This is a genomic window from Sporosarcina sp. ZBG7A (genome assembly GCF_000813425.1).
GTDB lineage: Bacteria > Bacillota > Bacilli > Bacillales_A > Planococcaceae > Sporosarcina.
The window spans coordinates 1-13027 of record NZ_JWIB01000008.1 but is presented as its reverse complement, the minus strand read 5'-3'; the positions used below and the strand labels follow the sequence as shown (position 1 = coordinate 13027).

Genomic DNA, 13027 nt, shown 5'->3' with positions numbered 1-13027 from the left:
AATGTACCACATCCCCCCACTTTCCTCCACCAATTTCCCATATTGCAATGAAAATGTATCAATAGTACTTCATTTATTGAGTTTGTTACATTTATTACAAAGAAAAGCACCCCTATATGCACAGTTGCTGTGCATAAGAGATGCTCTAACAAATCAATTATAAGTAGATAACAACATGTTGACCATTAATCGGTAACGAGGCATTCAGTAAATCGTCGATTAACTTAGGTCCATACACATTTAAATATGGGTATGGAGTATACGTACGTTCCTGAAGATTTCTTTCGGGATACAAGTCCCCTTCTATCAGACTGTAGTTCCGGATTGCCGCCGCGTATTTCCTAAGCAAGGCATCTTCCGCTTTATCTTGAAGATAGTTAAGCTGACGTAAATGATAAGCAAGATTTTTTTCAGCAAGATTCGCCAAGTCCTTATCAGAGATGTGCTGCTCCATTTTGTTGTATTGTTCCTGAATGACGTCCCCAGTTTCTTGTAGTAACCGTTCGAGTTCAACGTCTCGTTGCTCGTCTAGAAAATCTGCTCTTCTGCTAATGACTGCTCCAGCCATCACTTCAGCAACTGTCAGTTTTGACTTTTCCAATGCGTGCAAGGTTTGTTGAGTAACTAACGTCATGGATATTCTAGGTACGAGTATAGGCATCTTCATGTCTAAATGATTAAAAGCATCTTTCAACAGCGACCAATAAGCAATTTCACCAGGTCCTCCGACAAATGCAAGAACAGGGAATACCATATCTTGCATTAAAGGTCTCGTCGCAACGTTATTGCTTAGTAGCCATGGAGTTTGTTCAGCGATTTCAAGCATTTCTGCAGTTGTAAACTGAATACCTGCTGATTCATTGATAAACAAATCACCATTTCTACTCAATAAGACTCTGCCTGTTTCGTGAATATAAAACAAATGAGCCGCATCTTTTGATGATTGAATAGGTGTTCCGAAGCCTTGTTCTTCAAACAGTCGCTCCTTACCTGCAATCATTCCAGCAATTGTTTCAGACTCTTTAATGAGTTTTTTGAAATAGTCGGATTCGAGCTTACGCAACGACTTTTCTGCTGAGTCTATGAACAACAGTCCGTGTTTTTGGAATAGGCCATTCATCAATCGAACAAAGAAACCAGTAAATGTATGTTCTTGTTCTGCTGATTGAAGCACTTCTTCTAATAATTCCTTAGTATATGCGGTTTCTTCGAAATCCCGGAAAACTTGACGTATGTAGCTAGTCATTTGTACAGCATCATACTCAGTATCTGATGCCATTGTCTTTAAGACAAATCTTTCCGGATATTGCTGTTTCAACGGTCTGCCATCTTGTTCTGAAAAGACATGATTGATCTCTTCTAAATCATGGTCTTCTCCGGCTACCCAAAATACAGGTATGACGGGAACATCCAACTCTTTCCGTTGTTGTGCCGCAAGTAAAATAACAGTAATCGCTTTATGGATGGAATAGAGAGGTCCCGTCAAGAGTCCAGCTTGCTGTCCCCCAACGATAACAACTCCATTATTTGAGAGTTCTTTTAAATGCGCAGAAGCGGCATCCGAAATTCCGAAAGGCTCCATATAGGAGCGGATTGTACTCGCAAGCTCCTGTCGTTGAAACAGGCGACTGTTCAATTCAGCTAGTCGCTGTGGGTAACTTTCAGCGCTAAGTGGATAATCATAGAATGTTTTGTTGAACTGCGCGTCTTGTCCATACGCCTCCATAACGGCGCTTTTATGTACGTTTTGTGATGCAATTTCCATCGTTCAAGCCCCTTTTTTCACCATCTATTTATGGATTGAGTATATCACTCCACTGTCATTGTTAAAAAACATACGCTTGCTGATCAGCTAACCCCTTAAAAATTCAGCAACCGTTTGTACGACACCTAACAACAGCAAGACGATGTAGAGCAATGACAGTATAAGAAACAGCATTCTCCAAAGATTGCGGAACATATACTTCATTCGGAACTCTTTACTACGAACTCTCTCTGCAATCGCAAAACCAATCCCTACGATAAGCACCCCTACAATTAGCAAGACACCGGCTTGTATCCCTGTGATCATTCTAAGTAACACGCTCACAGATAGGAACAAAAAAGGTACTGTTACATCTGCCGCAATTCGAAATGACCTTACGGAAGAATAACCACTCACTTTTACAATTACAAACAATACCATTGTCAAAAAATATGGCACAATGATGATGAGTGACAACAAAAACTGTAACATCTCTTTCATGTGTCTTCTTTCCTTTCATCAATTGCTTTCAGCAATGTTTCAAACAATTTAAGTGTTGGCATTTTTTCTTCGTGTCCTTCGAGAACTGCACTAATAATCGTGTCGATTTCCATTGGTACCTTATTTCTTTTATCAACAAACATAGAAGAGCGGTTATCTGCAGTACTTCTGCACACTTCTTCTACATCTGAAAAAGACAGTTTCTTTGCTATCTCTGGATATTCAGCTGCAAGTTCTCCATAGATTACTTGCATAAGATGATGAGCGGAATTATTAGTAAGTAATTCACCATTTTTCAACTCTAAAATAGCCGTCAACGGGTTAATGCAGCAATTCACTAACACCTTTCGTAGCAACATCTGATATGCATCCTCTTCGTGCAGAATAGGAAATGAAGGTGAATCTGCTTCAAATAGCGGAAAAGATAATTTCTGACCGCCTTTAATAGGAGCTATACTCATTACTCCGACACCGTTATGGATCACAGTTCTGTCATCCCTTTTCCCTGCGCCATGTGTCAACGATGCAGCTGATACAGATGGAATGGATGTTGAGAGTCCAAGTTCATAATGACGAAGTCCGTTTTGGATGAACATTAGATGTTCAGGATGTACATTGTTCTCCAGCTTTTCCACTACATTATGAAGATCAATCGACTTCAAAGCAAGAATCCACATGGCTTTACGAGGGGCACGTGTCAAATCCGAAAATGCAGCAACTTGAAAAGTTATTTCTCGGTCATTTTGTATTCTTGTCACACCATATTCGCGAAGTTCAATAGCTTGGTCTTCACGTCTAGTTAAAAACGACACCGACATCCCCGCTTCAGCCAAGTAAGAACCAATTAAGAGCCCCATCGCTCCTGCTCCTGCAATGACAACTTCCATTCTATCCCCCCTTTCACAAGAAAAGTCCGCCCTTTAGGCGGACAGAAACTCTTATCAATTAAACTGGATAAACCGGGTGCTTCCGTGGAGGCTGCGGAATACTCTTCGTACTATACAGCTCAAAACGTGCAGTAAGGACTGATCGCAAATCAGAAGGTTTCACGATTTCATCGATAATCATTTCAGAAGCTAATCGATAAATATCAATCTCTTCTTTGTATTCCTGCTGTTTTTCCTGTACATACGCGCGGCGCTCTTTCGGATCTTCAATTGCTTCAATTTTGTTCGAATAGACAGCATTCACGGCCGCTTCTGGTCCCATCACCGCGATTTGTGCAGTTGGTAATGCGATACATACATCCGGTTCAAACGCAGGACCCGCCATCGCGTAAAGTCCAGCGCCGTATGCTTTTCGAACAACAACTGAAATTTTCGGTACAGTTGCAGAACTCATCGCCATTATTAGTTTGGCTCCATGACGTATGATCCCCTCTTTCTCCACTTTTGTCCCGATCATGAACCCCGGGACATCCGCTAGAAATAGCAGAGGAATTGAAAAGGCATCACATAAGTTGATGAATTTCGCACCTTTGTCCGCAGAGTCCACGAACAACACGCCACCCTTTGCCTTTGGTTGGTTTGCGATAATCCCTACAGACTTGCCGTTAATACGCGCGAGTCCTGTAATCAATTCAGCCGCAAACTTCTTTTTCACTTCAAAGAAACTACCCTCGTCAATTAACACATCCAAAGCTTCATACATATCGAACGGTGCGTTCTGGTTTTCAGGAATGATTTCTTCCAATGTTCGGCCAACTTTCGCTGCCACCGCGTCCGCTACAGGTGCAGACTCCGTAAAGTTCGCAGGGAAGAACGCAAGATACCGTTTTGCTTCAGCAATCGCTTCCTCTTCGTCTTCCGCCAGTACATCCCCACATCCACTGACTGAACAATGCATTTCCGCACCGCCCATTTCTTCTAATGACACTTTCTGACCAATGACCTTTTCTGCCATTCTCGGAGAACCTAAATACATCGATGCATTCCCCTTGACCATGATGACAAGATCACAAAAAGCTGGTATGTACGCACCTCCAGCAGCTGACGGTCCGAACAGAACGCAAATTTGCGGGATAAACCCTGACAGTCTCACTTGGTTATGGAAAATTCGACCTGCGCCTCTCCGATTCGGAAACATATCCAGCTGATCCGTAATACGAGCGCCTGCAGAATCGACTAAATACAGCATTGGTACACGATGCATTTCAGCCGTTTCTTGGATTCTAATAATCTTCTCTACTGTACGAGAACCCCATGAGCCAGCTTTAATCGTTGAATCGTTTGCCATGACACAAACTGTTTGGCCACCGACTTTCCCCATAGCGGTGACGACACCATCCGCTGGCAAGTCTCCAGCTTCACAATTCGCGAAACGTCCATCTTCTGTATACTCACCGTCGTCAAACAGTAACTCAAGACGCTTGCGTACAAATAACTTCCCTTGTTGTGCAGATTTTTCATGATATTTAGGCTGTCCGCCAGCAAAGATTTTCTCGAGTTGCTGTTCAAGCTTATGATTATACCCCTTTTGTTCTTCTGTGTGGTTTGTCATGTGAACTCCCCCTTAACTAATTCGCTTATCCTTCAAACGTCAGAATTAGGTCTCCTTCGTCAACAAAATCCTCTTCTTTTACAGCTATCGATGCTACTTTCCCATCCATTTCAGCCTCTACTGGAATTTCCATCTTCATCGATTCGAGGATTACAACGACATCCCCTTTTTTCACTTCTTGCCCTACTTCAACCTCAATTGTGAATACTGTTCCTGTCATTGTAGAAAGTACTTGTGTCATATTGTGTTCCTCCTCAACTTTGTTTGCTGCAGATAGATGATTTTCATTTATCTATTTACTAGTTTATCTGAACAATGAAACCGTTTTCAACTATTCGTTTATCTTTTGAATATTCAATCTATTGAAGAAGTGTTTACCGGCTACGAAATTGATGAACAGCCGCATGATGCGCTTCAGATTCCCAGAGAATTGAACACTGCTTGCACTCTTCAATCATTCTATTTTTCAAATCTGACCGTTCCCATTTACGGATTGCAATCGCTTTATAAGCACGCATCACTGAAGAATGGATATGTTCGAATTTCGAAGTGAATCGGTCAAGTGCGACTTGTTTGTCGCCTGTATACAATTCCGTTATCCATCCCCGTTCAGCTAAGTCTTCAGCTGTATGGACACGCGCTTCAGTTAATAGTTGAAGGATAGCACTATGCCCCGGTTCTTTTTCATATAGCAACGATGCGCCACCCCAGCCAGTTGTAATCGCAAGCGTCCCTTGGATGAATCCTGCTTTAGCACCTGATTTCATCAATCTATAATCACAAGCCGATGCAATTTCACAACCACCACCGACTGCTGTACCATCCATCAGTGCAATGACCGGGATTGGTAACGTTGCAAGTCTGTATAACAACTCTGTCATTCGAGAGAGCATAGGAAGTGCTTGTGCAGACGTTTCTAACGAATGGAACTCTCCGAGATCTCCTCCCGAACAAAAAGCTTCTCCACCTTCAGACGTGACAACACCCCATTTTATATCAACATCTTTTTCAACCAAGTCAATGAATTGTTCAAGACCATCCATCACTTCATGATTTACGGCATTGCGAACTTCAGGGCGCGTTATTGTAAACGTGACAATTCCCTGATCAGATGTAATGTTAACTGACATGCTGATGCCTCCTAATTATATGTATAAAAAAAGACTACCGTGAGCCATGGTCTCACGGTAGTCTTAAGATAGCAAATGCTATCCGGGAGTTGCGGCAGAATCTAATTATTCGCCTACAACAACTTTCCCTTTGTATTGACCGCAAGACTTACAGATGCGGTGTGCCAATTTCATTTCACCACAGTTTTCACAAGTTGTCATACCTGGAACTTGTAACTTGTAATGTGTACGGCGCATGTTCTTTTTGGTTTTAGATGTTCTTCTCTTTGGTACTGCCATTAGAGGGCACCTCCTTTATTTCGACTAGTCGTTATCGGATTCAAAAAATCTTGCTAAGCCTGCAAGTCTAGGATCCGTTTTCTTATCCTGTTCTTCTGTCAATTGTAGATTGTACTCTTCGTCAGTCGCATACGACCAACCCGTGCCGGAGGCTTCCGTCATGGTTTCCGCATCATCACAGTAGACCTGTAATGGTATTTCCAAAAGAATGAGTTCTTCAAAGATTGGCATTGGATCGACTACATCTCCCGTAATCGGGTGGATTTCATCGTCTTGTGCTAACACGTCTTCATCCCAGCTGTATTGCTCGTCCGACTCAATAGAGAACGGAAAATGAACATCTTCCCATGTGCGAGCACATGGTAATGTCAACGAACCTTCCAAATGGAAATGAAACGATATCTTTTTCGAACCAACTGTACAACTTCCTTTTAACTGAACAGGTGAAATTGCCCGGATTTCCGGGTTTCTTTCCCTTACAGATCCAAGATCAACCACTTCGTCAAGCGGCATTGCTGCTCCCTGCCTGAACTTACGCAATTGATGAATTGACCATTTCATGCCTATCACCTCAAGACAACACTTTTGATTATATAGCGGATAAAAAAAGATGTCAAGATATTTTCTTGTCACTTGAACGCTTAGTTCATTATACTAAACGAATAGAATTCTTCAAACAGGAGTGATTTTCCATGAAAGCTGTTGGCATTGTTGTAGAATATAATCCTTTTCACAACGGACACTTGCACCATGCAATCTCTGCGAAAGCTCAAACCGAATCAGATTTAGTTATCGCAGTAATGAGTGGAAACTTTCTGCAGCGTGGTGAACCTGCACTAATCGACAAATGGACACGTACAAAAATGGCCATTGACAATGGAGTCGACCTAGTTTTCGAATTACCTTACGAACGTGCAACCTCAAACGCACCTTCGTTTGCATCCGGTGCTATCCAACTTTTAGATGCTGCTGGGTGCTCCAGTTATTGTTTCGGAAGTGAAAACGGTTCAATCGCCCCCTTTATTGAAACGCTGAACCGAATAGAATCGGTTCAAACTCAGTATGACGACACTATCCGGGATGCAGTTCAAGAAGGCATAAGCTATCCAAAAGCATTGAACAGAGCCTACTCAACACTCATTCGTTCTACTAATACCGAACATGAGACTGTGGATTTATCGCTACCTAATAACATTTTAGGTTTTCACTATATGGAATCAGCTAGAAAAATGGGGTCTGCAATGGTTCCCACAACCCTCCCACGACTTGGTGCCGGATATCATGATGATGTTACGCATGACACGGCAATTGCAAGTGCAACAGGTATCCGAAAAGCGTTTTTCGAAAGCAAGAGCACAGAGAACATTCAGCAGTTTGTACCCCATTCAGTTGTTCAATCACTCAACGATTGGCTTGTGCAGCGCGGACGTTTTGGTAGCTGGGATAGCTTTTATCCACTTCTTCGATTCCAAATCCTGCGTGAAGGTCCCCTGTGGCTTGCAACCATTGCAGATGTTTCAGAAGGACTTGAAAACCTTTTGTACAAAGCAGCAAAAAAAGCTGATACGTTTCAGCAATTCATGGCAATCGTAAAATCGAAGCGATACACCTGGACACGGATCCAACGCATGCTTACTCATATCTTCACAGGTTTCACATACAATGATCGAGAATCCATGCAGAATCCAGATCACTTGCGACTCTTAGGAATGACATCCATCGGCCAATCCTATTTGAAAGAAATGAAAGAGGAGATGAAACTGCCTGTAGTTAGCCGCCTAGCCAATTCCGAAAGTGCGTCTGCTATCTTCTCTGCGACTATTTCGGATTTGTACGCTTTTGGCATTGATTCAACCCAGCCACAGCTCGGGCTTGACTATAGGATCCCTCCGATCCGGAAAGACTAACTCATTTTTTCGGTTCTAACTTCTCTAGATAGCTCAATGCATCATCCACGGTTTTAACGGGTACGATTTTCATTTTCGTACCTATTTTTTTTGCGGTTTCTGCGGCTTCTTCATAATTGGTCTTAATGCCTGGGTTCGCAGCTTTCACTTCTTCAGGTAAATCGTCATCTGGAGCGAAGAAGATTTCCATCCCATCACGATCAGCTGCCATGACTTTAAAGTCTATCCCACCGATTCGCCCAACAGTTCCACCTGGCATCATTTCACCGGTTCCCGCAATGGTATATCCTTTTGAGATATCTCCCGATTTTAATTGGTTAATAATTTCCAAAGTAAACATTAATCCCGCAGAAGGACCTCCGATTTCAGATGTATTGAAATTCACTTTCGGAATCGTTTTCAGTGAGCGATCTTCTAAAAATTGAATCCCTAGTCCTACTTTTCCTTTTGCTTCCGGAATTTCTTTTAATGTAATGTCTGTTTGGAATTTTTTCTTGTCTCGCTCTGCTTCAACTTGAATTGTGTCACCTTTACGCTGATCTGCAATATAAGTAGCGAACTGATCAGGCTCAATCAGCGGCTTTCCGTCTACTCCAACAACTCGATCACCCGCTTTTAGTTTTCCGTCTGATGCACTTCCCTCTACGACGTGTTGAATGTAAATGCCAGCAAAATCAATGTCCACCGGTTTCCCGGCCTTTTCAAAGGCAACTGTAATAGCGTTGAATTGTGAATCACTCATCAACCGCAACTGCCGCACATTGTATTCCTGATCACTCTCGCCATGGCGTCTTACTTTGTTCGCTGGAAGTAACTGCATTTTGTCTGAAACCTTAGACCAAAAATAGGTTGCAGGTGTTGCTTTCCCAACAGAAATTGTCATGAGACTAAACGTTCCTGAATCGTCTTCGTCGCCGTCTTCCACTTTGACGAGTGGTGATAATTCATAGGCGCCACCAGGTTGGGATATGTAACTGTCAAGTGGATAGAGCATGAACAATGCAATCAAAATTGTAAGCATTGCGGTTATGCCAATTCGTTTAAATGTAATTTTCCTGCACCTCCATTAATAGCCTGTACCTATTTTACATATGGTTAAGTGTACCATCCGAAAAAAGAGCGGCACAATGTTTTTTGTTTGAGCTTCTCACACATTAGAGAAAGGAGCCGCAAGCGTGCAAACAAAGCTACCTATACTTGCAAGAGAAGCATGATTAACGTCATTATGATTTGGGCGCTCATCGCCTTATTCATTTTACAACCAGGGATTGCACATGACGGCGCAGAGACAGGCGTGAAATTATTTGTGCAGGCATTGCTCCCCTATTTACTGCCTTACATTATTCTAACCCAATGGCTCTTAAAATTACCCGTTTCCAAAAATTCTTCTCCTCCTTGGATGCGCTACTTGAAAGCGTACACTCTGGGCTCATTTGGTGGATTTCCAGTCGGGGCGGTTACAGTAAGTGAAATGAAACGAAACGGGCAGCTTTCAGCTTACGAAAGCAGCCTTCTACTAGCAGCTTGTCATGCACCTGGTCCAATGTTCATTGTGGGATATGTGGGGCTCGAATTGTTTGGAAATTCGATGTCAGGATGGAAACTACTCATTGCAATACACGTGGCTAACATTCTGTTTTTCCTATTCGTTCTTTTGTTAATGGCATCACGAAATTCTCAACTCGAGATGCCAAAAAATGTTCCCACCTCAGCTCCAAGTTCAGCGCCTCTATTGGATGCCTTTAAAGAAAGCTCATCCATTATCATTTTAGTTGCAACAACTGTCGTGTTCTTTTCTTCTCTCGGCAACGTACTGACCACTGTTATACAAGCCGCTGCATCAGTGGAGATGGGGATTGTGAAAACAGTTGTACTTTCGTTCTTCGAAATGACATCTGGTGTGCAATCCGCTACGCAGCATTTTTATAATTCCCCCATCTTTCCGTATTTAATTGCCGCCATTCTCTCGATCAATGGCTTAAGTATTCACATGCAAGTATTCGTTATTGCGCGCTCTGCCGAACTGTCACTCAAACCTTATGTAATTGGTCGTATCTGGAGTGTCCTAGCAGTCCCTGTGATTCTTTATATACTTCTTTGACTTAATGCTTTTGCGATCCAGTGTTAAATTCACTTCAGATCCAATCAACGCAGTTAACCTATAATTAAAAGCAAATTCACAAAATGAGCTAAACAAAAACAATGGGTACGGCAACTGCCATACCCATTGTTCGCTCTGCTATGTATACACTTTCTTTAATGCCCGATTGACTGTCTCCGGAACCAATGCCGAGACATCTCCGCCATACTTCGCCACTTCCTTCACAATACTCGAACTGAGGAAAGAATACTGATTCTTTGTCATGACAAAGAATGTCTCAATGTCCTCATCCAAAAAGCGGTTCATCGATGTAATTTGCATTTCATACTCAAAATCAGATACCGCACGTAATCCTCTAACAATCGCAATCGCCTTAATACTTTTAGCATAGTCAATTAGCAAACCTGAAGAGGAGTCAATCTTCACAGACGGATACTCTGCTGTCGCCTGTGCAATTAGCTGTTGGCGTTCCTCAACCGTGAAAAGCGGATTTTTAGATGAATTATTCATGACCACAACGTGAACTTCATCGAAAATTTTTACCGCCCGTTTAATAATATCAAGATGACCATTCGTCAGCGGATCAAAACTTCCTGGCACCACTGCCACTCTAGACATGATAGACCCTCATTTCTTGTAAATAGTGATTGCACTTCCGCCATACACTGTAGTCCCTACTGTTGCAAACGCACCATATGAAGTTGGAAGAGTGAGTTGTTTTTCGTGTTCACAAACAATAATTGCATGATTTGACAACAAATCCTGTTCTACAAACTGTAAAGCAAGATTGTAAAATTCTTCTTTTGCATAGGGTGGATCTAAAAATAATAAATCAGCTTGAACACCTGCTTTAGCAAAAATACTAGCTGCCGATCTGGCATCCCCTCGAACTATGTGAAGTTCCTCCTGAAACTTACATTTCTCAGCATTCGCTTTAATGATCGCACATGCTTTAGGATTCTTCTCAAAAATCCAAGCGCTGTCCGATCCACGCGAGAGCGCTTCCAAAGTAAGCGAGCCACTTCCACCGAATAACTCGACTGCAATGCCTCCGTTGAAAAAAGGACCAATTTTACTAAACAACGCTTCTTTTACTTTGTCAGATGTCGGTCTTGTATCCGTTCCTGTAATCGATTTTAAAGGGATTCCCCTTCTCGTTCCAGCGATCACTCTCATTTTGTAACTCCCTTATTTATCCCTTACGTACCAATCTGCAAAGAATCCTTTAGCATGCTATGATGGAAAAGATTCTTTTTGAAAGGTGTGTGCATCACAAATGCGACAACAACGATTCATCGAACTAGGTGAAGGGTACTCGGATATTTTTGAATTGTGCGAACTAATTACTACAAACTCAAACAGACTTGAAAGAACCTTCCTATTCAAAACAACCACAAAAGATGGCAAACCTTCCATTTCTTTAGCAGCTTCTTTCTCTCCTGCTGGTGAAGGTGGATTTTACCCGATCTATATTTGCCGGGAAGGAATCCCATCAAAAGAAGGAAGTGTTTCTAAACGACAACTCATGTTTGAAGAAGCCGCTGCAACTGTCGGCAGCAAGCCGATTCCAGTAGAACTTAAACATTCATCTGAGTTTCCAGAAACAAAGTTGTTCTACCAATACGTAACTGGAGTTTTACGGCTCAATCACTTATTACCGCCACTCGACTAACCTTATAGACCTGTTTTGTAATCGTATTCCTTGGCTTTGTCAGGACGTACATTCTCGTATTCCGTGCTCACAAACGGTCGATAGGAAGGAATTGCTTTCTTTACCGACGAGAGCTTCTCGACTTTACGAATGACGTCCTCGACGTCGTCTTGACTGCAATAGAGGACAACGTACTTCATGCGTCGTGATATATAGTGAACGTGTCCGTATTTACGGAACGATTTCGCCTGTTTCAGATGATGGAGATAAATGATAACTCCTTGACGATCAACCAATAGTATCCCTCTTTTCTTCCCCTTACAATACCATAGGTTTGAAAAAAGCCGCAACCAGACTTTACTGACAGTTCGTCCGATTTGTTTTATAATGAACGTAACAGTTTCAAAACAAGGAGGAATTTGACATGGGAAGAAAAACAAAAGTTGCCCTTTCCGTCGGTGCAGCGGGCGCAGCAGCCTGGGCCGCTTCAAAAGCAATCATCCGTCCAAACGCGAGACCAGGGAAAAAAGCGCTTCACTTTGAAGGACCTATTGTTATTCAACAATTAACTGACATCACCAATAGTGAGCAACAAGCTGCTGACGCTGCTTCCCTAGGAGTTCACGGATTTGCTATGGATGTAAAACTAACAGCCAATGAAGAAATCGTTCTTGTAAACAATGAGCATCCAGAATCCTCCCATTGCTCACTTAAAGATATGCTCGCCCTTTACCCACATCTTCTTTTCATCATTCGTATCGCTGATTCCCCAGATACCTATGAAGGGAGTCTGATGCCTTCTAAGTTATGGAAACTGCTTGAAGAATGTGAAGCTCAAGAACAAGTCGCTGTCATCAGTCAATATGATGAACAAGTGGATCGTTTCAACTTGTACACACAACATATGGCCGCTGTAGGAGCAGGCGTGGCCGAACAGAAGCAAGCATATGCAGCATATACTAGTCGTTTCGGTCATCTGTATCGTCCTCGGACTGACCTTTTCGTTTTAGCGGGCAAGATTGGTCCATTTCAGCCCGCAAGTGAGGGATTCATCCAATTTCTAAACAAACTGAACATCACTGTATATGTGGAAAATTACGAGACCGATGACGTCATTAAGTTGGCGCAATCAGGCATTTCAGGATTTATCACAAATTCTCCTGAGGCCACAATGGCGCAATTAGATACGTTACTTGAACAGTAAAAAGCGGATGG

16 protein-coding genes are annotated in these 13027 nt (G+C 42.4%); 4 read left to right on the top strand and 12 right to left on the bottom strand.

Going from position 1 to position 13027, the window contains the following annotated elements:
* Positions 1 to 157: 157 nt before the first annotated feature.
* The 8 genes from bshC to RL70_RS02410 form a co-directional block, all read right to left on the bottom strand.
* Positions 158 to 1765 (bottom strand): bacillithiol biosynthesis cysteine-adding enzyme BshC, encoded by a 1608-nt coding sequence (gene bshC / locus RL70_RS02445; protein WP_039041851.1) that lies wholly within the window; start codon positions 1763 to 1765, stop codon positions 158 to 160.
* A gap of 87 nt (positions 1766 to 1852) precedes the next feature.
* The gene (locus tag RL70_RS02440) at positions 1853 to 2245 is read right to left on the bottom strand and encodes a DUF3397 family protein (RefSeq protein WP_039041850.1); all 393 of its coding nucleotides are present in this window, start codon (positions 2243 to 2245) and stop codon (positions 1853 to 1855) included.
* Positions 2242 to 3132 carry a 2-dehydropantoate 2-reductase gene (locus RL70_RS02435; protein WP_039041849.1) on the bottom strand — a complete coding sequence of 297 codons (891 nt, stop codon included), beginning with the start codon at positions 3130 to 3132 and terminating at the stop codon, positions 2242 to 2244. Before RL70_RS02435 ends, RL70_RS02440 begins: the two co-directional genes overlap by 4 nt.
* Positions 3133 to 3190: 58 nt before the next feature.
* Entirely contained in the window at positions 3191 to 4744 is a 1554-nt protein-coding gene (locus RL70_RS02430; protein WP_039041848.1) for an acyl-CoA carboxylase subunit beta, read from the bottom strand.
* Between the two features lie 25 nt (positions 4745 to 4769).
* The gene (locus tag RL70_RS02425; RefSeq protein WP_039041847.1) at positions 4770 to 4985 is read right to left on the bottom strand and encodes a biotin/lipoyl-binding carrier protein; all 216 of its coding nucleotides are present in this window, start codon (positions 4983 to 4985) and stop codon (positions 4770 to 4772) included.
* Positions 4986 to 5118: 133 nt separating this feature from the next.
* Positions 5119 to 5874, bottom strand: a complete 756-nt coding sequence (locus tag RL70_RS02420; RefSeq protein WP_039041846.1) for an enoyl-CoA hydratase/isomerase family protein — start codon at positions 5872 to 5874, stop codon at positions 5119 to 5121.
* A 105-nt stretch (positions 5875 to 5979) separates the two neighbouring features.
* Positions 5980 to 6153: a 50S ribosomal protein L32 gene (rpmF, locus tag RL70_RS02415; protein ID WP_025785164.1), complete on the bottom strand. Its 174-nt coding sequence runs from the start codon at positions 6151 to 6153 to the stop codon at positions 5980 to 5982.
* A gap of 24 nt (positions 6154 to 6177) precedes the next feature.
* Entirely contained in the window at positions 6178 to 6714 is a 537-nt protein-coding gene (locus tag RL70_RS02410) for a DUF177 domain-containing protein (RefSeq protein WP_039041845.1), read from the bottom strand.
* Between the two features lie 131 nt (positions 6715 to 6845).
* On the opposite strand from RL70_RS02410, the gene RL70_RS02405 reads away from it, so the two are divergent.
* Positions 6846 to 8060 (top strand): nucleotidyltransferase, encoded by a 1215-nt coding sequence (locus tag RL70_RS02405; protein ID WP_039041844.1) that lies wholly within the window; start codon positions 6846 to 6848, stop codon positions 8058 to 8060.
* A 1-nt stretch (position 8061) separates the two neighbouring features.
* Here RL70_RS02405 and RL70_RS02400 read toward each other — a convergent pair whose 3' ends face one another.
* Positions 8062 to 9096, bottom strand: a complete 1035-nt coding sequence (locus RL70_RS02400; protein ID WP_369795182.1) for a SepM family pheromone-processing serine protease — start codon at positions 9094 to 9096, stop codon at positions 8062 to 8064.
* Positions 9097 to 9270: 174 nt separating this feature from the next.
* Between RL70_RS02400 and RL70_RS02395 the strand changes: the two genes are divergently transcribed.
* On the top strand, positions 9271 to 10161 hold the full coding sequence (locus RL70_RS02395) for a hypothetical protein (protein WP_052245735.1): 891 nt from the start codon (positions 9271 to 9273) through the stop codon (positions 10159 to 10161).
* Between the two features lie 138 nt (positions 10162 to 10299).
* On the opposite strand, the gene coaD is transcribed toward RL70_RS02395, so the two are convergent.
* Both coaD and rsmD read right to left on the bottom strand, forming a co-directional pair.
* The gene (gene coaD / locus RL70_RS02390; protein ID WP_039041842.1) at positions 10300 to 10779 is read right to left on the bottom strand and encodes a pantetheine-phosphate adenylyltransferase; all 480 of its coding nucleotides are present in this window, start codon (positions 10777 to 10779) and stop codon (positions 10300 to 10302) included.
* A gap of 9 nt (positions 10780 to 10788) precedes the next feature.
* Positions 10789 to 11337 (bottom strand): 16S rRNA (guanine(966)-N(2))-methyltransferase RsmD, encoded by a 549-nt coding sequence (gene rsmD, locus RL70_RS02385; RefSeq protein ID WP_039041841.1) that lies wholly within the window; start codon positions 11335 to 11337, stop codon positions 10789 to 10791.
* Between the two features lie 100 nt (positions 11338 to 11437).
* On the opposite strand from rsmD, the gene RL70_RS02380 reads away from it, so the two are divergent.
* Positions 11438 to 11833 (top strand): hypothetical protein, encoded by a 396-nt coding sequence (locus RL70_RS02380; RefSeq protein ID WP_039041840.1) that lies wholly within the window; start codon positions 11438 to 11440, stop codon positions 11831 to 11833.
* A gap of 2 nt (positions 11834 to 11835) precedes the next feature.
* On the opposite strand, the gene RL70_RS02375 is transcribed toward RL70_RS02380, so the two are convergent.
* Positions 11836 to 12108 carry a YlbG family protein gene (locus RL70_RS02375; RefSeq protein ID WP_025785176.1) on the bottom strand — a complete coding sequence of 91 codons (273 nt, stop codon included), beginning with the start codon at positions 12106 to 12108 and terminating at the stop codon, positions 11836 to 11838.
* Positions 12109 to 12236: 128 nt separating this feature from the next.
* Here RL70_RS02375 and RL70_RS02370 point away from each other — a divergent pair, with 128 nt between their 5' ends.
* On the top strand, positions 12237 to 13016 hold the full coding sequence (locus RL70_RS02370; protein WP_039041839.1) for a hypothetical protein: 780 nt from the start codon (positions 12237 to 12239) through the stop codon (positions 13014 to 13016).
* Positions 13017 to 13027: the final 11 nt, after the last annotated feature.

Coding starts and splice junctions, on each gene's coding strand:
- RL70_RS02435 (WP_039041849.1), bottom strand. CDS start 3,132: ATGGAAGTTGTCATTGCAGGAGCAGGAGCGATGGGGCTCTTAATTGGT.
- RL70_RS02440 (WP_039041850.1), bottom strand. CDS start 2,245: ATGAAAGAGATGTTACAGTTTTTGTTGTCACTCATCATCATTGTGCCA.
- RL70_RS02425 (WP_039041847.1), bottom strand. CDS start 4,985: ATGACACAAGTACTTTCTACAATGACAGGAACAGTATTCACAATTGAG.
- coaD (WP_039041842.1), bottom strand. CDS start 10,779: ATGTCTAGAGTGGCAGTGGTGCCAGGAAGTTTTGATCCGCTGACGAAT.
- rsmD (WP_039041841.1), bottom strand. CDS start 11,337: ATGAGAGTGATCGCTGGAACGAGAAGGGGAATCCCTTTAAAATCGATT.
- RL70_RS02430 (WP_039041848.1), bottom strand. CDS start 4,744: ATGACAAACCACACAGAAGAACAAAAGGGGTATAATCATAAGCTTGAA.
- RL70_RS02410 (WP_039041845.1), bottom strand. CDS start 6,714: ATGAAATGGTCAATTCATCAATTGCGTAAGTTCAGGCAGGGAGCAGCA.
- rpmF (WP_025785164.1), bottom strand. CDS start 6,153: ATGGCAGTACCAAAGAGAAGAACATCTAAAACCAAAAAGAACATGCGC.
- RL70_RS02420 (WP_039041846.1), bottom strand. CDS start 5,874: ATGTCAGTTAACATTACATCTGATCAGGGAATTGTCACGTTTACAATA.
- RL70_RS02395 (WP_052245735.1), top strand. CDS start 9,271: ATGATTAACGTCATTATGATTTGGGCGCTCATCGCCTTATTCATTTTA.
- RL70_RS02380 (WP_039041840.1), top strand. CDS start 11,438: ATGCGACAACAACGATTCATCGAACTAGGTGAAGGGTACTCGGATATT.
- RL70_RS02370 (WP_039041839.1), top strand. CDS start 12,237: ATGGGAAGAAAAACAAAAGTTGCCCTTTCCGTCGGTGCAGCGGGCGCA.
- RL70_RS02405 (WP_039041844.1), top strand. CDS start 6,846: ATGAAAGCTGTTGGCATTGTTGTAGAATATAATCCTTTTCACAACGGA.
- bshC (WP_039041851.1), bottom strand. CDS start 1,765: ATGGAAATTGCATCACAAAACGTACATAAAAGCGCCGTTATGGAGGCG.